A 20361-nucleotide genomic window follows, 5' to 3' on the forward strand; every position below is an offset into this window, starting at 1 on the left:
CCCTTTCTAACCGAAATGTCCAGATACATAGTCACTAGTAGATTGTAGCTTAGCATTTTGAAAAATGTTGTTAGTTTTATCATACTCAATCAAGTCTCCCAAATAGAAGAAAGCTGTGTAATCACTAGCACGAGCAGCTTGTTGCATATTATGGGTTACGATGATAATCGTATAATTTTTCTTCAATTCAAACATTGTATCTTCTAATTGCATTGTGGCAACTGGATCAAGTGCAGAGGCGGGTTCATCCATCAAAAGAATGTTAGGCTTAACAGCAATTGCCCTCGCAATACATAAACGTTGTTGCTGACCACCGGAAAGTGTAAAGGCAGATTTATGTAAATCATCTTTCACTTGATCCCAGAGTGCAGCCTGCTTTAAAGAGGTTTCGACAATTTCGTCTAAGAATTGTTTATCCTTAAAACCTGCACGTTCGTAAGCAAATGTAATATTCTTATAGATTGACTTAGCAAAAGGATTGGGGCGTTGGAAAACCATACCGATGTGTTTACGCATTTCATAAACATTGATATTTTTAGCATTAACATCGATACCTTCATATAAAATTTCACCCGTTACTTTGGCAATATCAATGGTATCATTCATTCGATTCAAACTGCGAAGAAATGTTGATTTGCCACAACCAGACGGACCGATAAGTGCAGTAATTTTATTCTTTTCGAACTGCATGTCAATTCCTTTAATCGCCTCTTTTTGACCATAATAAACATGTAAATTTTTTGTTGTTAGGGCGAGTTTTTCTTCTGGAAAAGTAATAATATGTCTTTCATTCCAATTATATTCTGTCATCTCTTCTCCTTTAGTTTGCAGACGTTAACTTCGCATGAAGCTTCTTACCAATATAACGAGCTGATAAGTTGAAAATAAGGATGAACACCAATAATACTGCAGCACTGCCTTGGGAAACCTGTGTTGCATCTGGAATAGTTCCTTCACTGTTAACTTTCCAAATATGAACGGCCAATGTTTCAGCTTGTCGGAAAATAGAAATAGGACTTGTCACACTAAGTGGGTTCCAATTTGACCAATCAAGAGCTGGCGCAGATTGCCCCGCTGTGTAAATGAGCGCAGCTGCTTCACCAAAGATACGTCCTGAAGCAAGCACAATACCAGTAACAATACTTGGCAAAGCTTCTGGCACAACAACGTGAACAACTGTTTCCCAACGTGATAAACCAAGCGCAAGCCCTGCTTCACGTTGCGTATGGTGAACATTACGAAGACCATCTTCAACATTACGTGTCATTTGTGGCAGATTAAATACGGTTAAGGCAAGGGCACCAGAGATAATTGAGAAACCATATTGAAATTGAACAACAAAAATAAGATAACCAAACAATCCAACAACAACTGATGGGAGAGATGATAGGATTTCAATACAAGTTCTAATGAAATTTGTAAAACGCCCTTTTTTAGCGTATTCAGATAAATAAATTCCTGCTCCCATTGATAGCGGAATTGAAATAATCAATGTAATCACTAAAAGAAAAAGAGAATTGTACAGTTGAATACCAATACCACCACCAGCTTGATAAGATGATGATTTTCCTGTCAAGAAAGACCAGTTAACGTGTGGTAGCCCTTTTAATAAAATATAAAGTAACAAAGAAGCCAAAATTGCAACAATAATTCCAGCGATGGTATAGAGAATTCCTGTTGCTAATTTATCAATTTTTTTAGCGTGCATAATTTCTCTTTCTTTCTCTTGTAATAAACTTCACGAGCATGTTAAAACCTAAACTCATAATAAGCAAGACTAAAGCTAGTGACCAAAGAACATTATTTTGAACAGTCCCCATAACAGTATTACCAATTCCCATTGTCAAAACGGACGTTAGGGTCGCTGCTGGCGTTGTTAATGAGTTTGGAACAACGGCTGAATTTCCAACAACCATTTGAATGGCAAGTGCTTCACCAAAAGCACGAGCCATACCAAAAATAATAGCTGTAAAAATACCAGGTCTAGCTGCGTTTAAAATAACACGCCAAATGGTTTGCCAACGAGTAGCCCCCATAGCAAGACTGGCTTCTTTATAATGTCTTGGAACTGCTTTCAAACTATCCACTGTCATAAAGGTAACTGTTGGTAAAATCATGACGAAAAGTACACAGACACCTGATAAAATACCAAAACCTGTCCCACCAAAAATCGAACGAACAAATGGTACGATAACTTGCAGACCAATAAAACCATAAACAACAGAAGGAATTCCTGTTAATAATTCGATAGCTGGTTGTAAAATCTTAGCACCATATTTTGGTGATACTTCTGTCATAAATACCGCTGCTCCAATAGCAATCGGAGTTGCAATTAAAGCAGATAGAATTGTTACAGTAAATGAACCCAAAATCATTGGTAGAGCTCCAAAAGAGCCTGAACTTGGATCCCATTTACTTCCAAAAAGGAATGTTAGCGGATTGACACCATCAACAAAGAAAGTAGACAACCCTTTTTGTGCAACGAAAATTAAAATCATTGCAACGATAAAAACAATTAGTACCAAACAGAAAAGAGTTAATCCTTTCCCGAATTTTTCTAATCGAGAATTTTTTGAAGGTGAGGTTAATTGTTTCTCAAGTTCTTGATTTCTCATAACGTCTCCTTATTTTTCAGTTACTGTGCCATCAGCTGACTTAGTAACTTGCATATCATTAACTGAAATATAACCCATTTGTTCAACAATGCCTTTTTGAACTTCATCACTCATGACATAATCCAAAAATTCTTTTGTCAAGCCTGTCGGTTCACCTTTAGTGTACATATGTTCATATGACCAAAGTGGCCAATTATTTGTTGTTACATTTTCAGCAGTTGGTTCATAGCCATTTAGACTGATTGTCTTTACAGAATCATCAACATAGGCAAAAGCAAGATATGAAATTGCACCTGGAGTCTGTGATACGATAGATTTTACCATACCATTTGAATCCTGCTCTTGACTTTGCACGGCTGACTCACCGTTCATAATAACACCATCAAATGTTGCGCGTGATCCTGAACTCGCTGCACGGTTGATAACTGAAATTTTTAAATCTTGACCGCCAACTTCTTTCCAGTTTGTAATTTCACCTGTAAAAATCTTTCGAAGCTGTTCTGTCGTTAAATCATTAATTTTGACATTATCGTTAATAATAACAGCAAGTCCGGCTACTGCTACTTGATGGTCAACCAATTGGTCAGCATCGATACCGTCTTTTTCTTCAGCAAAAACATCGCTATTCCCAATTTGGACTGCTCCTGATTGAACTTGGGAAAGTCCTGTACCAGATCCTCCACCTTGAACATTAACTGTTTTTCCAATATTAGCTGTTCCAAATTCATCAGCTGCAGCTTCAACAAGAGGCTGAAGCGCTGTTGAACCAACGCTGGTAATTGATTGACCTTTATCAATCCAACTAGCACAACCTGACAAAATGATAGAAACTAAAGTAATTAGCAGTAAAAAGCTAAGTTTTTTCATTTTTTTCATTTGTGATTCCTACTTAATCTTGAAAATAAAAAGTAATTTACATGAAGTGTTACAAATACCTCACAAAGAAAATAGTACCATATCGAATAGGCATTTGCAAAGTGCTTTTCTCCCCATTTAACATAAATTGTATCTGTAACAGTTTAGGAATAAAAACGCAGTCGCTTAGGGAAGTGATTTTTCAGAATATTTCCAGTAATTTTGGCAAAGCCCATGCCATTGCCATTTATCACCACCAGATACCAGCCGTTTTGAATCGGTTCTTCCAATTTGACAATATTTCCAGATACATAAACCCTAAACTGTTCTATATCAATTTTCACAAACTGTTCTACGTCATCAGGTGATAATGCAAGTCCTAAAGCAAATGAAGGTTCAAATCGATTTTTCTTAAAGATGCCCAGATGAAGTCCATTACGTGCGATTTTTAGGTTTCCTAAATCTGGCAGACCTTCCGGCAATAGGTAAAGATTATCTCCAAAAGTTTGTAAGATTCCTGTTAAACCAACTTTGATATGTTGTTTTGCGAAATCTTGCCAAAGTTTTAATTGAGCTTTGGTAAGGTTAGATTTTACAGGCTTAACAGAACGTGCTTCTGGCATTCTTGTATCACGTAATTTTGCAACGAATTGCCCCTCTCCTTTAAAATGATGTGGGCACATGCGCGCAACTTGTGGCATGTCTATTCCTTCCACCATGCCATTTATTTTTTCGATATCAACAAGTTCCAGATAATCATACTTGTCCAAAAGCCACTTAACCACTCCTTCATTTTCTTCTGGTGACCAAGTGCATGTTGAATAAACAAGTGTTCCACCAATGGCTAACATTTTCATGGCTTCTTCTAAAATTTCTTTTTGAAGCACCGCACATTCTGCAGGATAGTCTTCATGCCAATATTGCGTGGCCGAGGAGTCTTTACGAAACATTCCCTCACCTGAACACGGTCCGTCAAAAACGATAAGGTCAAAGTAATCTTTAAATACTTTGGAAAGTTTTTGTGAACTTTCATTAGTAACAACGACATTTCGAGCCCCAAAACGTTCAATATTTTCTACTAGAACTTTACTACGCTTGCTAGAAATTTCATTACTGACTAAGACGCCAGTATTATTCATATAGCTAAGTAAATGTGTCGATTTGCCACCTGGTGCTGCTGCCAAATCAAGTACGCGCATATTTTCCTGTGGCGCTGCAACTTGAGCAACCATTTGTGCGGCTGGTTCCTGCGAATAAACAAGCCCTGAAACATGTTCTGGAGACTTGCCAGAAACCTTGCCATAATACCCCCATGGTGTGTTAGGAATTGGGTTATCAAATGTCTGTTGAGTATTTTTTAGAGGATTCACACGAAATCCTGAGATAGCCTCTTGGTCAAATGACGCTAAAAAATCATCTGCTTCATCTCCAAAAATATTACGATATTTTTCAATAAATTTTTCAGGTAATAACATACTTATATGATAACAATTTAACATACCAATTACAACTATCGCACGGCTTTTTTAATAAAAAAGCTAAGGCAACAAACCTTAGCTTTACTGTCTTATTTAGTATTAAACTACTACCATATTAACTTGATTAAGTTGTGAAAAACTAATTCTTGCCCGATTTGATTTCGGGGAAATACTGTGCAACATATTCGAACATCAGTTGAAGTTCGTTGTCAATCATTTTCTAATATTTTTAATTGAAATGCTTTTCTGCTTTTTATTTTCTGTAATACCGATAGGTATTGAATTTCGTTCAATTGTAATGAAAGTCCGCTTGATTTTAATAACATAATGATAAAGTTGTTGAACATCATTTAAATCCATGCTAGTAAAGGGACCATAGGCTATGGGTGTTAACTAAAATAACTCCCTTTTGAAATTAGAGCCGCAATTTGCTAATTATCTTCTTTTGCCTCCACTCCGATATAACTATTATCATAGGTAATTAATCAAATAAGCGTGTTGTGTCTGTCTATATTCGCAATTAGCTCTCCGTAAATGCCATACACATTAACCACAACCATTGCTCCACTGTCTGCAGATGTGTTTTCACCGTTAAAAACTTAATTTTTTGTCAATAAAGTTGTGACAGTATTATTTCTGTAATTAACAATAGCAATCACTACACCGTCGGCTAAAAAATAATCCCAATCACCAAAGTGACGATAAAATTCTGGTAATGATTTCCTTTCATCATAATCCTCCTAAATACATTTTGGAACGTGCTCCTTATTTAGGTGAACTCTGAGAAATTTTTATTTTTCATTCGATAACATAACGATTTAATTTCAAAATTGCATAAAAGAAATTACATACCAATCATTAACATACTAAAAAGCTTGAAACAATTACGTCTCAAGCTCTAATCATGGTATTACAATACTTTCCTACATCAAAACTATCTCATCGTCACAAATTCCTCTGCTCCTGTTGGGTGAATGGCTACCGTATTATCAAAATCTTCCTTGGTAGCGCCCATTTTGATAGCAACTGAGAAGCCTTGAATCATTTCATCGACGCCATAGCCGATTCCATGCAAGCCAATGATTTTTTCATCTTTTCCAAGAGTAACTAGCTTCATCTTACTTGGTTGACGATGACTGCCTAAAGCTGTGTACATTGGTGTGAAACTTGAACGATAGATTTTGATTTGTTCTTCGCCAAACTCTGCAATGGCTTTTTCTTCTGAATAGCCGATTGAACCAATTGCTGGGTGACTAAAAATAACAGTCGCTACATCTTTATAATCCATTTTAGCATTTGGTTTGTCATTGAAAAGACGCTCTGACAGCTGACGACCCGCCTTGACAGCGACTGGTGTTAATTCCAATTTACCATTGACATCACCAAGAGCGTAAATGCCGTCAACTGATGTGTTTTCGTAGTCATCAGTTTTGATAAATCCTTTATCATTAAGTTCTACACCCGTCTTTTCAAGACCAAACCCAGTAACATTTGCCTTACGACCAATTGCCCAAATAAGCGTGTCAACTGTATAAGTCTCACCATTTTCCAGAACCAATGTCAAACTATCATCATCATTCTTGATAACTTCTTTAGGAATCGAAAAAGTGTGCAACGTTGGACCATTTTCAGCCATAGCATCCACCAAAGTATCAATGATTTCCTTATCAAAAGTTCGTAGAGGACGCTCACGGCGAACAAAAAGGTGCGTTTTTGAACCGAGTGCATGCAAGACACCAGCTACTTCCACGGCAATATACCCTGCACCGACTACCGCAGTACGTTTTGGCACATCATCTAACTCAAAAAATCCGTCCGATGTGATACCGTATTGCGCCCCAGGAATATCGGGATAAAGTGCATGACCACCAGTAGCAATTAAAATATGCGGCGCTGTGTAATACGCTCCTGCCACTTCAACAGTATGTGCGTCAACGAAGGTCGCATAATCATAGACACGCTCAACACCATTATTATCAAAACCGCGTTCGTAAGAAGCATGAATACGATCAATATAGGCTTCACGATTGGCTTTCAGAGTTTTAAAATCAAAAGAAGTTTGACCAACTTGAAAACCGTATTCACTAGCGTAGGTATTTAACGTTTCAGCTACCTGTGCGCCGTACCACATGACTTTTTTAGGAACACATCCTAGATTGACACAAGTTCCACCGACTTCCTTTGCTTCAAAAAGAATGACTTTTGCGCCGTGCATAGCGGCACGATTAGCTGAAGCAATTCCGCCAGAGCCACCACCGATAACAATGTAATCATATTGTTTTACTTCCATACAGTCTCCTAATCAATGCGTTATAAAATCTAAAATAGCTTCTTCTGATAAGGATGAATCGCAGACCACTTTCACATGACCTGATTTGGCTACCAAAAGCCCTGGAACTGTTGGAACATCATAAGTTGTGCGAAGCTCTTGCGTGTCTGAATCTTGATTTTCACTATTTAAGAAATGAACAGTTAATTGATTATCTTTCGCCACTTGCGTTAGTTTTGGCTCAAAACGGCGACAATATGGACAAGTCGGACGTCCGATAAAAAGAATAAAATTATCCGCAGTTTGAAGTTGTGCATTAGCCTCCTTGGCTGAAATAGGTGTAAAATAATCTGCAAATGTTGTCATAACAATACCTCCAAAAATATTACCCTTATCATATCTCATACGAATAAATTTCTCAACTTTCTGATTCGAAAATCAAAAAGAAGATTGATTTTGCCCAATCCTCTTATCACATGTCATTATTTTCGGATAAATTCACTATCGACTTTGCTATCATCAGACACGTAACGTTCTACGGTCATGTGTAAGTCGTATTTTTCTCGAAGTTCAGCTAGAGTGGTCATCATCGGTGAAGCATGATGCACATCAATGGCTTCCTGATTTTCCCAACTGTCAATTAACAAAACCGTTTCAGGATCATTTGCTGGAAAGAAATAATCATATCTCAAATTTCCTTTTTCAGCTCGAATTGCTGCTGCCGTGCCTGATTTTTCCATTTCTTCCATGAATTTTTTAGCGTTGCCATTAGTACCCTTGTAATACAAATTAACTGTAATTGCCATAAAATATCCTTTTCTAGTCTTTTTCTTTATTTTATTACATTTTGAAAACATTTCCAAATAATATACAAAAAATCAGTAAGCCCCTAGCGAATGTCCGCTAGGGGTAATCAAAATAAACTTAGCGTTCCACGACTACATTATCCCAAGGCAACGTCCATCACCATCATAATGACAAAACCAATCATAAGTCCAAGTGTGGCAATATCGGTATTACCGTTGTTTTGCGACTCTGGAATAAGTTCTTCGACAACAACAAAAATCATAGCACCAGCCGCAAAGGCAAGAGCATATGGGATGATTTGTAGCATGACAATAACAAGAGCTGCTCCTAAAACAGCACCGATAGGTTCTACAATCGCAGACATTGCTCCCATAAAGAAAGCATGCCAACGTGAACTACCATCAGCACGAATGGGAATGGAAAGCGCCGCCCCCTCAGGAATATTTTGTAACCCAATACCAACCGCAAGTCCAATTGCTCCGATAAGAGCAGCATTCGTCATATTGCCAAATGCTAACGCTCCAAAAGTAACACCTACAGCTAAACCTTCTGGAAAATTATGAATCGTAATGGCTAAAAAGAGCAACGCTATTTTAGACAATTTTTTCTTCGGTTGAATCCCTTCTGCCTCTGAAACATCTTTTCCCAAGTGCAAATGTGGAACAAGGGCGTCAATTAAGCGTAAACTAAAACCACCCAACAGAAAACCAACCGCTGTTGGTAACCAAGCAAGTTTACCATAGTCTGCTTGTGCGTAATCAATAGCTGGCGCTAACAAGGACCAAAAAGAAGCAGCAATCATAACTCCAGCAGCAAACCCCATCATCATATCAAGCAATTTACGACTAACTTTTGTAAAGAAAAAAACACCAGCAGAACCAAGAATGGTACATCCCCATGTAAATAATCCTGCTAACAAGGCTAACAAAACAACGTTCTGTGTCATCAGCCAATCTATCATAAAAAGTCTCCTTTATAAAATTAATAATTATTTATCTCATCAAAATCATTTCTGTGAATTTATTTCATTGTAGCAAAAAGTACCAAAAAAACCTAGTGATTTCACTAGGTTATACTATCGATAATCACAATTAACGAGATGGTCATTAACAATACCAACAGCTTGTAGGAATGAGTGGGTAATAACGGGTCCGACAAATCCAATGCCACGTTTTTTCATGTCTTTGCTTAGTCTCTCTGATAAATCAGACACCGTCGGCACATCTTCTAGCGTTTTCCACTTATTATCAATCTGCTTGCCGTCTATAAAACTCCAAAGATAGGTATCAAAAGAGCCGAATTCTTTTTGAATCTCTTGCACAATTTGAGCGTTCTTTCGAACACTAAAAATCTTATTTCGGTTGCGAATCAAGCCCGAATTTGACAATAATTGTTCCAATTCGTCATCTGACATTTTAGCGCAGGTGTCGATGTCGAAATCATGAAAAGCACGGCGATAGCTTTCACGTTTGTGCATGATTGTTTTCCATGACAAGCCAACACTTGCCCCTTCTAGGCAAAGCATTTCAAATTGAAACTGGTCGTCATGTGCCACCTTACACCATTCGTTATCATGGTATTCTTCTAAAATATGGTCACCTTCGTACCATGCGCGGCATTTTCCGTCAGTCATTGACAATCCTTTCTGTATCAATCCAAATAAGTTTGAATCGTTGATAGTTTCTGCTTAGGAACAAACATCACTTTCTGGCGCGTTGCAAAATCTGGCTCTTTTCCGTCAAGCGTTAACAAAACATAGCCTAATTTCTCTCCCATGATTTTTGCCGCAGCATAATCCCATGGTTGAATATATGAGAAATAAGCTAACAATTGCCCTGTCATAACATACGCCATACTAAGACCAGCTCCGCCATAAACACGAACACCTAGCGTCTGGTCAACAAGGTCACGAATTCCACAATAATTGCATGAAAACATACTAGCATTGCAGCCAATTAAAGTTCGTTTAAGCGCCACATCTTGGTAAGGTGTAAGTCGTTTGTCGTTGGCATAAACATCAAATTGTCCACCACCGCTATACAAGATGTCGTTAGCAACATCATAAATCAAACCAAACTGCCCTTTGCCATTTTCGTAATAAGCAATCATTACCGCAAAATTAGCCCCTTGAACAACAAAATTAACCGTACCGTCAATCGGATCTAATACCCAAACATTGCCGTCTGAAATAGGATGATGAATATTATTTTCTTCAGCCATAATATTGTCATTAGGATAAGCTTGCTTAATCTTAGTAATTAATAATTCCTGAGTTGCCTTATCGAGATTTGTCACCAAATCATCAAAACGCGTTTTTTCTTCAATCTGCAGATCCTGAACCATATTATTTTTGATAAAATCCCCCGCAGCATGAATTAAAGCTTTAGCAAATGTAAACTTATTTTCCAAGAGAAATATATCCTTTCTCCTTAGCTTTTGCGGCTTTTACAGCTTGATAAGTTGAATAACCACTGTTTCTTTCAAATTCACGATCAATTTGCTTTTCTTGCGCTTTACTCTTCACAATGGTTTTAAAAATAGCATAGCTGTCCAAGATATCTTTTACAGAACCCTTTGTTTCATAAGCGGCTTCAACTTGATTCAAAAAATGAAGCACTGAGGCAATTTCTTCAGTGCTCCAAGACAAATCAAGAGGATAGCTGTAATTTTTCATCTTAAGATACCAAAAACTCTCAAATAACTTGAATCATCAAGTTATTAAACTAACAAAAAGCAATCTCACTTTTTGCTTTCTGACAACTTTGCAGTGCACTAGTCTAGCAAGGCCATCAGAAACTAGCTTGAGTTATTCCTTTCTATCCTTCAATTTCTGCTTTTATGGTTGCTTGACGCAATTCTTGTTTACGATAGTCTCGTGGCAGAAAGGCACGAATCTCGTCTTCGTTAAATCCGATTTGCATTCGCTTGTTATCTAAAATAATCGGACGACGCAATAATCCTGGATTTTTTGAAATCAAATCAATCAAGTTTGAAACAGATAATTCATCAACATCAACATCTAATTTTTGGAAAACTTTAGAACGTGTTGAAATAATATCTTCTGTTCCATTCTCGGTAAATGCCAAAATCGACATTAATTCTTCACGACTGAGAGGACTGGTGATAATATTATGCTCTTGAAATTTCACGTCGTGTTCATTTAACCAAGCGCGAGCTTTTCGGCAGCTCGTACAACTTGGTGACAAAAATAAAGTAATCATATACCCACCTCTCCCATACTGTTGCTTTTATTATACAAAATTTTAAGGAACTTGGCTATCTTTTTTCCAATTTGCAGCAACTTCCTTATCAGATTTCAATTGTTCAATCAATTCATCAGCGCCTGCAAATTTTACCATATCACGGATTTTATCTAACCAGATTATTTCAAGTGTCTCACCATAAATCTCATCTTTGAAATCAAAAATATTGGCTTCCAGACGTAATTCAGTACCACCAAAGGTGATATTTTTGCCAACACTTGTCATGGCACGATAAGATTTTCCGTTGACAATAACATCGGAAACATAAACGCCGTCTCCAGGTAGAAAAACGTTATCAATCGGCGCTAGGTTAGCCGTTGGAAAACCAATAGTTCGCCCACGCGCATCACCATGTACGACAATACCACGCGTACTAAAATTGTAACCTAATAAACGATTAACTTCTTTAATATTGCCATCAAAAATCAACTGACGAATCCGTGTTGAACTAATTTTTTCACCATTATCTTGAACTTCTGGCACAACGACAACGTCACCGTTGAATTGTTGCGCTAAATCAGTAGCATCTTTACGGTCGTGTCCGAATTTATAATCAAATCCGACAACAATTATCTTGGCACGCAACTGTTTGATGTAGTTTTCTAAAAAGTTTTTTGCAGAGAGTTTTGAAAAAGTTGACGTAAAATCAATCAAATACAGATAATCAACACCATATTCCGCAAACTTCTCATAGCGCTTTTCAGGCGAGGTTAAACTAAGCAATAAATCAGGCGTAAAATGTGATAGAGCAAGACGTGGAGACTCATTAAACGTTAGGACAGTTAGTGCTAAATTATCACGTTTAGCAATCTCTTTTGCTTTATCAAATAATGCCTTGTGTCCTCGATGAAGCCCATCAAAGTATCCTAATACTAACACACTATCTTTGGCATTTGTTATGTCTTTGTAATCTTTTATTCGTTGAATTTCCATTTTTTCCATTCTAAATCAGATAAATACTTTATGCGGTTTGTAAAGGTCATCTCGCGGCTCAAGAATTGCCACCAACTTATCCTCATAAAATCCCGCAAGTTGTCCATCTTTTCTATCTAAAGCAATTTTTCGTCCAAAAGAAATCTCTATTTTTTGGTCTTCGGTCAAATCAACACGTGGTAAATCCATAACGCCGTATTCGACAGGAAGAAGAAATGAAAATTCTTCCAAAGCTACTTTGTCAGCGATTTCTGCCAACGTTAAGGCGTTTTCTAGTCGTAAACCAGCTGAAGCTTCGCGTTCCAAATACGACATATGACTAGCGTAGCCAAGTTTTTTTCCTAAATCAACTGACAACGTACGAATGTAAGTTCCTTTACTACAAGCCACTTCAAAATCAAAATAACAACAATCATCTTTAAATTCTAACGGGCTAGTGCGTTTGAAATCATAGATTGTCACATGGCGTTCAGGTCGCTCAACTGTTTGACCAGCGCGAGCATATTCATATAATCGTTTGCCATTGACTTTAACTGCTGAGTACATAGGAGGAATTTGAGTGATTTCGCCGATAAAACTTCTCAAAGCCAAGTCAACTTCTTCTACTGCTACATCACTAACTGGCATTGTCTCAAGACGTTCACCACTAGCATCTTCCGTTGTTGTCGAATACCCTAGACAAATCTGCCCACGGTAAATCTTGCCAGCTTCTGTCATGTATTCAATCACACGTGTTGCTTTACCGACAGCAATTGGCAGAACTCCAACAACGTCAGGGTCTAGCGTTCCTCCGTGACCAATTTTCTTTTCATGCAATATTTTTCGAAGCTTAAAGACTGCGTCGTGACTCGTCATTCCTGCTTCTTTTTTTAAATTAATAATTCCGTTAATCATAACCTTTATTATAACTTTTTTTACTAACAAAAGACAAGCTAAAACACCATTATGAGAGTTTTAGCTATATTCTTATCTATTCTGTTTAAATGTTGCGATTGTTATCGCTACCTAACTCAAAGAAATCTTGAATTTCTTGAACGTATTCTAAGACGCCTTGAAATTCACCATTTTCATCACGAACAGCAGCGTAGGTGACATGAACAAATTTGCCGAGTTTTTCTGACTTGAACCACATCACAACTTTATCTCGTTCACCAGAGCGCAAAAGCGTAAAAATTTTCTTGACTTTATCTAAAACTTTTGGTGGATGACAAAGCTCAACATGGCGTCCAATCTGACTTGGTGTCCGTTTAAAAATCATTTCATTTGGTGCTTTACTATCGTTGTAATATTGGAAAATATCATCTTTATTGACGAAAGTGATTTCTAATGGTAAATGATTGAGAATAAGATTAGCTTGCTCAACGGATAGGTAACCGTTACCAAATGGTTGTTGACTCGTACGGTCAAAACTTTGACTTTCCTTTTTAGGTGTAAAGCTAATAGTGAACTGCCCTTCTGGCGTATCAATGACTTTGGTAAATTGATTATCAGTTGTTGAATTTTCTTGACTATCTTCTGTTTGGTTTGTCGAATGCGCAAGGTCTTGTTTTGTATCCTCAAAATTTTCACGATGAGGCTGCCATTTAGCTGTTGGTTTAACAATAGCATAACCATAAGCATCACTTTCTTCGGCAATCGCAAGCCAATCGTCTTGAGTTAATGTTTCTAGTAAAATCATTAAGAGAATAGCTTCTTCCTTGAAAATCATTTCCTCGAATTCTTTTGCGAATGCTTCAAAGGCTGAAGAAATTTCCTCGATTGTTAGGTCAGGTAACTGCTCCACAGCAGTTTGCGCTTTTTCAAAAAGTGCTCTAATGTTATCATCAACACTCCACATGACTTTTGGCGGTGCATCATGCCCATATCGTTCCATTACTGGGAAAAAGAGGTTTTCTTTACGATTATAATGATTCTGGAATTGCCCTAAAAGACTCAACTGATGCTTCAATCCACGAATCAAATCTGGATGAAATTCCTCGTTTTCAGCTTTTTCATAATTTTCAATAATACGACGAATGCGTAACATGGCAGCACGCAAAGCAAGATTTTCTTGTTTAAAAACATAGACTGGATGCCCTTCTTGCTCCGCATCTGGCACATCAACATCTGAGATAGCACCTTTAAAAAGATTAGCATGAACATTGCACAAGCTCATGACATCCTCAAAAGTAATGCCAGTATCAGTCCCCATTAGCTCATGTTCCATCATTGAGATTTCCAAGGCTGACACACCTGTAAAATGCTGGTCAAAATCCTCTTGAACAGACTTAGCATCAGCACCATGATGCAAACGTAACAGAATATCTTTTAGTATTTCAATACGATTTTCAGTCATAACTGCCTCCAATCACCTCATAACCATTAAATTCAAGTGTTCGTTGAATTTTTTCAAGTGAAATATTAGCTAACTTTGCACCAGCTTTCAGAGATGTTACTTTCCCAACTGTGTTTAGCATGGCAGGTTTTGACAATGGCTTAAACCCCAAATCTACCAAAATCTCCTTCACTTCTGGGTGTTCCTTAATCGTCTCAGCGACTGGTTTTGATAAATCTATAATATTGTTCATAATAATTACCTCAATATTTGATAGCTTTATTATAACACATTAGAAAAGTGACAATAATTTTGAATCTACTGACAAATTAACATTATTTTAGATAGAGAGAATAACCACGACTAGCTTGCTTGAAACCATAATTTTCATAAAAACGACGAGCTATTTGTCGTTCTAAAGCATCCTCACTATTTAGCGCTAAAGCGTGAATATTTTCAGATAGTGCACGATTTTTGATAGCATCTATCAAGGTCATCGCAACACCCTTACGGCGATAGTTTTGTAATACTGCCAGAATAAGAATACGATAGTAGCACCTTCATTTTCAAAAAATAACATTTTAGTATAACCCAATCAGAATCGTCTAACCAATTCAGCTTCCTTGACAGGAAAAGAGGGGATAACTTTTCAATATCTAATAGTTGATCAGGTCTAATAATCATTTTCAATCCTCACACATTTCAGGAAAAGAAACAACACCACATTGAAAGGTCCTATTCTTCTTTTAATGCTTCAAATTTGGCACGCATGGTTGGATTTTTTCGTGTTAATTTTTTGACGGAAACATCGTCTAATTTATTATTAGCAAGGCGGAGCTGATTTTCACTAGTTGTCAAGAAACGCTTAACTTCTTCCATGCGGCGGATTGATTTATCAATTTCATCAATGGCTTTTTTGAAGTTATTACTTGCTGAAGTATAGTTCTTAGCAAAAGCATTTTTGAAGGTTTCAAGGTCATCTTCAAAGTGTGTGATATCAATATTTTGTTCACGTACCAAAGCTAACTCTTGCTTGTATTTGAGTGAGTTGAGCGCAGCATTTCGCAAAATACCAATCAACTGAATGAATAGTTGCGGACGGACAACGTACATTTTTTCATACTCATGACTAACGTCAACAATACCAGTATTGAAGTAATCATTGTCTGCTTCTAGCATGGTTACTAAAACGGCATACTCACAATTTTTCTCGCGACGGTCTTTGTCTAATTCTTTATAGAAATCTCTATTTTTGTGCTTCGCTTTTGTTTCATCAGCTTCATTTTTCATCTCAAACATGATGGATAGTATTTCAATACCATTTTCGTCTGTTTCACGATAAATGAAATCCCCTTTTGAACCACGACTTGATACTTCATTGTCTTTACCGAAAGTGGCATTTGGAAAGGCGTAAGCACGAACCTTATTAAACTCCGTTTCAGCATAGACTTCTAGACTTTCTCCGATAGCTTTTGTAGATTGTTGCGCTTTGAAATTTTTGTAAAATTCCACCTGCTCGTTAGCCGCTTTTAGTTGCGCTTCATAGTCACTCTTGACAGAAGCTAAGGATAATTCTGCCTCTTTTTCTTGAAGAGCTAATTTTGATTTAGCATCATCACGCTCTTTTTCAACAGCCGCAACGGCTTCAACTAGACTGTTTTTGTTTTCAAGTGATAAACGTTCCAGTTGATTTTGAACCTCAACCAATTCCTTATCTTTCTTAGATAACGCTTGATTTAGTTCTAGTTCTTTTACGGAAGATAAATTCTCCAATTGTGCTTTAAGTTCTGCGATTTCTGTTTCTTTTTTACTAAGTGCTTGCTGATTTTCTAAGGTAAAAGATTGTTTTAACTGCTCGATTTGAGCGGATAAATCTGACAATTCCTTATCTTTTTCGGTCAATGCTTGTGTCAATTCAAGGTCTTTTACGGAAGTTAAGTTTTCCAATTGTACTGTCAACTCAGCGATTTCTTGCTCTTTTTGACTTAGAAGGCGTTGGTTTTCTAAGGATAGTGTCTGTTTTAGCTGTTCTAGCTGCGTGGTTAGCTCGCTGATTTCTTTATCTTTCGCGCTAGCTTGGGTCTGCAAATCGTTTTTTGATTTTTCTTCTAGCAAAGCCTTTTCTTTTTCAAGACGGTCGTGGATTTCTTTGTCAAATTCATTGCTACGGACTTGTGCTAAAAGCTGACTATACTCTGTCTCATTGATTGTAAAAACAGTTCCGCAATGCGGGCATTTAATATTATTCATAAATTCCTCACTTGAATTTTCTAATATCACCATTATAGCAAAAAAGAAGCTCGATTAGCTTCTTTTACTTATACCTATATTAAAATAAGTTTTTTTCAACCTCGCTACGAATACGTTGCCATTCTTGTTTTGCTCTGGCTAGTTTACGTTTATAGTCTTTCAAACCTTGTTCGTATCCTTGAATTAAGTAAGCTTGGCGAATAACAGGAATCTTTGGTATTTCAATACTGATAATTTTTTGAGTATTTAAATTCATCACATTCTTACCAGTATTTGTCTCATCCAGTAGTGCTTGTCCTAAATCAGATGCCAAAAACAGTCTGATATAACCCCCTGAAATATCGCTGGTAGGACGTAAAACAGTAATGTTAGCCGAAGCAATTACTGGTTCGGCTTGTTCAGCAAAAACAGCAATTTTTTTCACTGTACCTTTAGAAGCGATTAACACATCTCCTTCTTGCAACAGATAACGTGAGACACTTTTTTCATCACAATCAATTTTCTTTAAATGAACATAGTCAATCCCCGTGTCGTCCATGTCGCTTAAATTAATTACAGAAATATTACCACCATCTCCTAATTTTGAAACTGCCTTACCTTTAAAATGTTCTGTAATCTCCTTTAAAGGAACCTTAGCAATCTTATTTGATTTGTAATTTTCAACAAGTCCGTTCATAGCTATCTCCTTTATATTTTAGTATTATAATACTAAAACTATTTTTTGACAAGTAAAACGGTCTATCCCTAGACCGTTTTTAATTAGATTAACAACAAGAAAGCAAAAATTTCAGAGGAATCTTTTGCTACAAAACCATTGCCCCCAAGTCTCTATTAGTGACTTTATTTGCCACTATCTTATTCATTCGAAATATATTTTGCAAAATCTAGTTGATAGTCACAAACAGTCGTGACTAATTCTTTATCGTGTGTGATAACAAGAACGATTTTTCCTGCTGCTTTTAACTCCTGCAAAAGTTTCCCAACAGCTAACATGTGCTCGTAATCAAGACCGCTTGTTGGCTCATCAAAGATGAAAATTTTCTTATCCGATAGCAAAGCATTTCCAATAAGAACACGTTGTTGTTCACCGCCTGATAAAGATAGCGGATGACGTTGTAATAAGTCTTGCAAACCTAAATTATCAGCAATTTTTTGATAATCCTTTTTCTGATGATTGCCAAGAAGCAACTCTTTTTTAACACTATCTGAAAAGAGTTGAAGGGAGATTTCTTGCATAACGTAGGCTGTCTCTTTAAGGCGTTCTTTTTCTGAAAGGGGACGTCCCGCAAGAGAAATAATACCATTTGATTTATTTAAACCAGAAAGAAGCTTTGCAAAACTCGATTTTCCAAAACCATTTTGCCCAAGAATAGCTATTATTTTCCCAGCTGGAAAAGCTAAATGACTTATAGCCCCCAAAGATTTTTTCCCTGCTGTCAGCGTAAGCTCGTGTACCCGAAGGTCATTTTGAGCAGGCACTTCTGGTAATGTTTGACTAGCAAAAGAAAGGTTTTCGCCACTGCGTAAACCAAGCTTATGTCGGTTATCTTCGCTTAGGGCTAGCCACTCCTTACGTGACCAAGTATGAGTCACCTCACCATTTTCAAAGTACAGATAGATATCACCTAAATCTTTTAAGAAATCTAGACGGTGCTCAGCTATCACAATCGTCACTCCGAGTGATTTTAAATCCTTAAGATGTGATTTTAACCTTTCAACGCTTGTTTGGTCTAAATTGGCACTAGGCTCATCTAGTATCAAAAGTTGAGGATTTTGCATGTTAGCTGTCGCAATGGCAACACGCTGTTGCTCCCCACCTGAAGCGTTTAGTAAATCATAATTCAACAACTGTTCAAGATTAAATAACTCGATTGTTTGCTTTAGACGGTTTTGGATGTCAGCTTGAGCAATCCCTTGGTTTTCACAAGGAAAAACTAGCTCGTGTTCAACTTTGCGATGGAAAAACTGTGTGGCAGGATTTTGAAATACAGAGGCGATTTTTTGTGACATTTCTTCGACAGAATTTTGCCCTGGTTGCATGCCAACAACTTGAATGTCACCTTCTAATTTACCTTGATAGTATTCTGGTACTAAACCATTCAATAATCTTGCAAAGGTTGTCTTACCACTACCACTTTTTCCACAGAGCACCAAACATTCTCCCTTAGCAACTTGGAGAGAATCGATTTTCAGACTTAATTTCTTACTATTCAAATAAGTGAATTTAAGATTTTTAACGGAAATCATCACAATGTCACCCCCATTATGAGAGCTAATACAAAAATAACCATAAAGCCATAGGCAGCATAATCAACTAAGCCAAATCTATAAGTCATGTAGGACGTTTTTCTGTTTTGACTAGCAACACCTTTTGTCATACTAGCGATTGTCAAATCTTGTGCGATACGAGTAGCATTCATCAGCAAAGGCACTAAAATATATTCAAAAAACATCAGTGGATGACGAATAATCATCCAACGACTCGTAAAAATTCCTCTGATTTTTAGGCTATCACAAATCATTCGGTAATGCTCTTTTATCATTGGTAAAAAGCGCATCATGACGGCAATAGCGATTAAAAGTCCTTCTGGCATGTGCCATGTACGCATAGTGACGATGAATTCATGCACCGAACCTTTTAAAATACTACCACCAATCATAAAACAAGGTAAAAATCTACGCCCACCAACTAGAAACAAAGCAATATAAGACGTCACATACTCTGGTGATAATAGATAATCTTCTAAAACAATCAATGCTAGGAACGGAATGACATAATATAGCGCTCTTTTTCGGTCACCTTCCAGAAAAAACAATAGCCCTAAGCCAATCATTAAAAGGCATTCATAGCCATCAGAAATATGAAGCAACAGTAAAATATTGGTAAAAAAAAGTAAGATTATTTTAGTACGAACATCAATAGTAACTGCATTCATTACTCTACCATACCAGCTTTATTAAAGTGTTTTTTCAGCATATATTGTCCGAATAAACCGCCAAGTAAACCACCGATAATGATAGTTAAAGAAAGCCAAGCAACGTTTGAAAAATCAGAATTAACCATTACTTCATTGATGTAACTCGTGTCTTTTCCAATCGCAACCAAATGTTCAATATAAGCGTCTCGAACAACCCACATCATAATGACAGGACCTAAATTTCCGAATGAAAAGACAATATAAGAAATCAAATTGTAAAGTTTATTTTCATATTTACCAAATTTTGCAATGATATCCGCTAAAATACCGCTAATTAAATTTGGAAGAAATGAAAAAGCGAAATGTCCTGACATAAAGAAGAAAACGGAAATAACAGCTGACATTAGTATTAAACAACCAAATTTCTTTGTTTTAGCAATTAAGAGCATATAAACTGTTCCTGCCAACAAAGCAATGAAAGCTGGCGCATATTTCATATTTGCACTATACGCCAATAGAACAGATAATAATGTTCCTAAACATAAAAAAACAAAATAAAGTGCTGTATAAATTCCTGTTGTAATAATATCTTTAGTTTTCAAAATAACTCCAATCTATATAAGCTGTCTCGTTTTAAGACAGAATTTTTAAATTTAGTA

At 36.8% G+C, this 20361-nt stretch carries 23 protein-coding genes; all 23 read right to left on the reverse strand.

The genetic code is table 11. The annotated features are described in order from the left end of the window. Window positions 1-6 precede the first annotated feature (6 nt). Complete coding sequence (pstB, locus tag E8M05_RS05895) at window positions 7-810, reverse strand: phosphate ABC transporter ATP-binding protein PstB (protein WP_003064889.1); 804 nt, start codon at window positions 808-810, stop codon at window positions 7-9. A 10-nt stretch (window positions 811-820) separates the two neighbouring features. Beyond that, entirely contained in the window at window positions 821-1708 is an 888-nt protein-coding gene (gene pstA, locus E8M05_RS05900) for a phosphate ABC transporter permease PstA (protein WP_013851856.1), read from the reverse strand. Continuing rightward, window positions 1698-2615 carry a phosphate ABC transporter permease subunit PstC gene (pstC, locus tag E8M05_RS05905; protein WP_003064892.1) on the reverse strand — a complete coding sequence of 306 codons (918 nt, stop codon included), beginning with the start codon at window positions 2613-2615 and terminating at the stop codon, window positions 1698-1700. The genes pstA and pstC overlap by 11 nt, the downstream gene beginning before the upstream one ends. Before the next feature lie 9 nt (window positions 2616-2624). Beyond that, on the reverse strand, window positions 2625-3482 hold the full coding sequence (locus E8M05_RS05910) for a phosphate ABC transporter substrate-binding protein PstS (protein WP_370695860.1): 858 nt from the start codon (window positions 3480-3482) through the stop codon (window positions 2625-2627). A gap of 152 nt (window positions 3483-3634) precedes the next feature. Further along, window positions 3635-4945: an RsmF rRNA methyltransferase first C-terminal domain-containing protein gene (locus E8M05_RS05915; protein WP_048791037.1), complete on the reverse strand. Its 1311-nt coding sequence runs from the start codon at window positions 4943-4945 to the stop codon at window positions 3635-3637. Window positions 4946-5882: 937 nt separating this feature from the next. After that, the gene (gene gorA, locus E8M05_RS05925) at window positions 5883-7238 is read right to left on the reverse strand and encodes a glutathione-disulfide reductase (protein WP_003064902.1); all 1356 of its coding nucleotides are present in this window, start codon (window positions 7236-7238) and stop codon (window positions 5883-5885) included. Window positions 7239-7250: 12 nt separating this feature from the next. Further along, a complete protein-coding gene (locus E8M05_RS05930) occupies window positions 7251-7583 on the reverse strand; it encodes a DUF6568 family protein (RefSeq protein ID WP_039695217.1) in 333 nt (110 codons plus the stop codon). A gap of 116 nt (window positions 7584-7699) precedes the next feature. Next, window positions 7700-8023, reverse strand: a complete 324-nt coding sequence (locus E8M05_RS05935) for a putative quinol monooxygenase (RefSeq protein WP_048791036.1) — start codon at window positions 8021-8023, stop codon at window positions 7700-7702. A gap of 137 nt (window positions 8024-8160) precedes the next feature. Continuing rightward, complete coding sequence (locus E8M05_RS05940; protein ID WP_136596423.1) at window positions 8161-8985, reverse strand: ZIP family metal transporter; 825 nt, start codon at window positions 8983-8985, stop codon at window positions 8161-8163. Between the two features lie 114 nt (window positions 8986-9099). After that, complete coding sequence (locus tag E8M05_RS05945) at window positions 9100-9657, reverse strand: DNA-3-methyladenine glycosylase I (RefSeq protein ID WP_048791034.1); 558 nt, start codon at window positions 9655-9657, stop codon at window positions 9100-9102. Window positions 9658-9674: 17 nt separating this feature from the next. Then, complete coding sequence (locus E8M05_RS05950; RefSeq protein ID WP_003064907.1) at window positions 9675-10433, reverse strand: inositol monophosphatase family protein; 759 nt, start codon at window positions 10431-10433, stop codon at window positions 9675-9677. Continuing rightward, window positions 10423-10698 (reverse strand): UPF0223 family protein, encoded by a 276-nt coding sequence (locus E8M05_RS05955; protein WP_003064909.1) that lies wholly within the window; start codon window positions 10696-10698, stop codon window positions 10423-10425. Before E8M05_RS05955 ends, E8M05_RS05950 begins: the two co-directional genes overlap by 11 nt. A 142-nt stretch (window positions 10699-10840) precedes the next feature. Further along, on the reverse strand, window positions 10841-11245 hold the full coding sequence (locus E8M05_RS05960) for a Spx/MgsR family RNA polymerase-binding regulatory protein (protein ID WP_003064911.1): 405 nt from the start codon (window positions 11243-11245) through the stop codon (window positions 10841-10843). A gap of 42 nt (window positions 11246-11287) precedes the next feature. Next, window positions 11288-12220, reverse strand: a complete 933-nt coding sequence (locus tag E8M05_RS05965; RefSeq protein WP_048791033.1) for a bifunctional riboflavin kinase/FAD synthetase — start codon at window positions 12218-12220, stop codon at window positions 11288-11290. A gap of 15 nt (window positions 12221-12235) precedes the next feature. After that, entirely contained in the window at window positions 12236-13114 is an 879-nt protein-coding gene (gene truB, locus E8M05_RS05970) for a tRNA pseudouridine(55) synthase TruB (protein WP_048791032.1), read from the reverse strand. 85 nt (window positions 13115-13199) lie between these two features. Next, the gene (locus E8M05_RS05975) at window positions 13200-14555 is read right to left on the reverse strand and encodes a DUF438 domain-containing protein (RefSeq protein WP_048791031.1); all 1356 of its coding nucleotides are present in this window, start codon (window positions 14553-14555) and stop codon (window positions 13200-13202) included. Continuing rightward, window positions 14548-14787 carry a DUF1858 domain-containing protein gene (locus E8M05_RS05980; protein ID WP_009854267.1) on the reverse strand — a complete coding sequence of 80 codons (240 nt, stop codon included), beginning with the start codon at window positions 14785-14787 and terminating at the stop codon, window positions 14548-14550. Before E8M05_RS05980 ends, E8M05_RS05975 begins: the two co-directional genes overlap by 8 nt. Before the next feature lie 82 nt (window positions 14788-14869). Beyond that, window positions 14870-15031, reverse strand: coding sequence for an N-acetyltransferase (locus tag E8M05_RS11495; RefSeq protein WP_231729901.1), 162 nt, complete (start codon window positions 15029-15031; stop codon window positions 14870-14872). A 238-nt stretch (window positions 15032-15269) separates the two neighbouring features. Beyond that, entirely contained in the window at window positions 15270-16784 is a 1515-nt protein-coding gene (locus tag E8M05_RS05990; protein WP_048791030.1) for a DUF2130 domain-containing protein, read from the reverse strand. A 79-nt stretch (window positions 16785-16863) separates the two neighbouring features. Continuing rightward, window positions 16864-17460, reverse strand: a complete 597-nt coding sequence (locus E8M05_RS05995) for a restriction endonuclease subunit S domain-containing protein (RefSeq protein ID WP_048791029.1) — start codon at window positions 17458-17460, stop codon at window positions 16864-16866. A 179-nt stretch (window positions 17461-17639) separates the two neighbouring features. After that, window positions 17640-19031, reverse strand: a complete 1392-nt coding sequence (locus E8M05_RS06000; protein ID WP_136596424.1) for an ABC transporter ATP-binding protein — start codon at window positions 19029-19031, stop codon at window positions 17640-17642. Next, window positions 19031-19720, reverse strand: coding sequence for an energy-coupling factor transporter transmembrane component T (locus E8M05_RS06005; protein ID WP_136596425.1), 690 nt, complete (start codon window positions 19718-19720; stop codon window positions 19031-19033). Before E8M05_RS06005 ends, E8M05_RS06000 begins: the two co-directional genes overlap by 1 nt. Then, window positions 19720-20304: an MptD family putative ECF transporter S component gene (locus tag E8M05_RS06010; protein WP_048791027.1), complete on the reverse strand. Its 585-nt coding sequence runs from the start codon at window positions 20302-20304 to the stop codon at window positions 19720-19722. Before E8M05_RS06010 ends, E8M05_RS06005 begins: the two co-directional genes overlap by 1 nt. Window positions 20305-20361 lie beyond the last annotated feature (57 nt).

The sequence above is a fragment of the Streptococcus pasteurianus genome, assembly GCF_004843545.1.
GTDB lineage: Bacteria > Bacillota > Bacilli > Lactobacillales > Streptococcaceae > Streptococcus > Streptococcus pasteurianus.

Excerpts from the sequence above, each read along its gene's own strand:
- E8M05_RS05960 (WP_003064911.1), bottom strand. The coding sequence starts at position 11,245 with ATGATTACTTTATTTTTGTCACCAAGTTGTACGAGCTGCCGAAAAGCT.
- pstA (WP_013851856.1), bottom strand. The coding sequence starts at position 1,708 with ATGCACGCTAAAAAAATTGATAAATTAGCAACAGGAATTCTCTATACC.
- E8M05_RS05915 (WP_048791037.1), bottom strand. The coding sequence starts at position 4,945 with ATGTTATTACCTGAAAAATTTATTGAAAAATATCGTAATATTTTTGGA.
- E8M05_RS05975 (WP_048791031.1), bottom strand. The coding sequence starts at position 14,555 with ATGACTGAAAATCGTATTGAAATACTAAAAGATATTCTGTTACGTTTG.
- E8M05_RS05980 (WP_009854267.1), bottom strand. The coding sequence starts at position 14,787 with ATGAACAATATTATAGATTTATCAAAACCAGTCGCTGAGACGATTAAG.
- E8M05_RS11495 (WP_231729901.1), bottom strand. The coding sequence starts at position 15,031 with ATGACCTTGATAGATGCTATCAAAAATCGTGCACTATCTGAAAATATT.
- E8M05_RS05930 (WP_039695217.1), bottom strand. The coding sequence starts at position 7,583 with ATGACAACATTTGCAGATTATTTTACACCTATTTCAGCCAAGGAGGCT.
- pstB (WP_003064889.1), bottom strand. The coding sequence starts at position 810 with ATGACAGAATATAATTGGAATGAAAGACATATTATTACTTTTCCAGAA.
- E8M05_RS06000 (WP_136596424.1), bottom strand. The coding sequence starts at position 19,031 with ATGATTTCCGTTAAAAATCTTAAATTCACTTATTTGAATAGTAAGAAA.
- E8M05_RS05995 (WP_048791029.1), bottom strand. The coding sequence starts at position 17,460 with ATGAACGGACTTGTTGAAAATTACAAATCAAATAAGATTGCTAAGGTT.
- E8M05_RS05955 (WP_003064909.1), bottom strand. The coding sequence starts at position 10,698 with ATGAAAAATTACAGCTATCCTCTTGATTTGTCTTGGAGCACTGAAGAA.
- E8M05_RS05945 (WP_048791034.1), bottom strand. The coding sequence starts at position 9,657 with ATGACTGACGGAAAATGCCGCGCATGGTACGAAGGTGACCATATTTTA.
- gorA (WP_003064902.1), bottom strand. The coding sequence starts at position 7,238 with ATGGAAGTAAAACAATATGATTACATTGTTATCGGTGGTGGCTCTGGC.
- E8M05_RS05910 (WP_370695860.1), bottom strand. The coding sequence starts at position 3,482 with ATGAAAAAACTTAGCTTTTTACTGCTAATTACTTTAGTTTCTATCATT.
- E8M05_RS05965 (WP_048791033.1), bottom strand. The coding sequence starts at position 12,220 with ATGGAAATTCAACGAATAAAAGATTACAAAGACATAACAAATGCCAAA.
- E8M05_RS05990 (WP_048791030.1), bottom strand. The coding sequence starts at position 16,784 with ATGAATAATATTAAATGCCCGCATTGCGGAACTGTTTTTACAATCAAT.
- E8M05_RS05940 (WP_136596423.1), bottom strand. The coding sequence starts at position 8,985 with ATGATAGATTGGCTGATGACACAGAACGTTGTTTTGTTAGCCTTGTTA.
- pstC (WP_003064892.1), bottom strand. The coding sequence starts at position 2,615 with ATGAGAAATCAAGAACTTGAGAAACAATTAACCTCACCTTCAAAAAAT.
- truB (WP_048791032.1), bottom strand. The coding sequence starts at position 13,114 with ATGATTAACGGAATTATTAATTTAAAAAAAGAAGCAGGAATGACGAGT.
- E8M05_RS06005 (WP_136596425.1), bottom strand. The coding sequence starts at position 19,720 with ATGAATGCAGTTACTATTGATGTTCGTACTAAAATAATCTTACTTTTT.
- E8M05_RS05935 (WP_048791036.1), bottom strand. The coding sequence starts at position 8,023 with ATGGCAATTACAGTTAATTTGTATTACAAGGGTACTAATGGCAACGCT.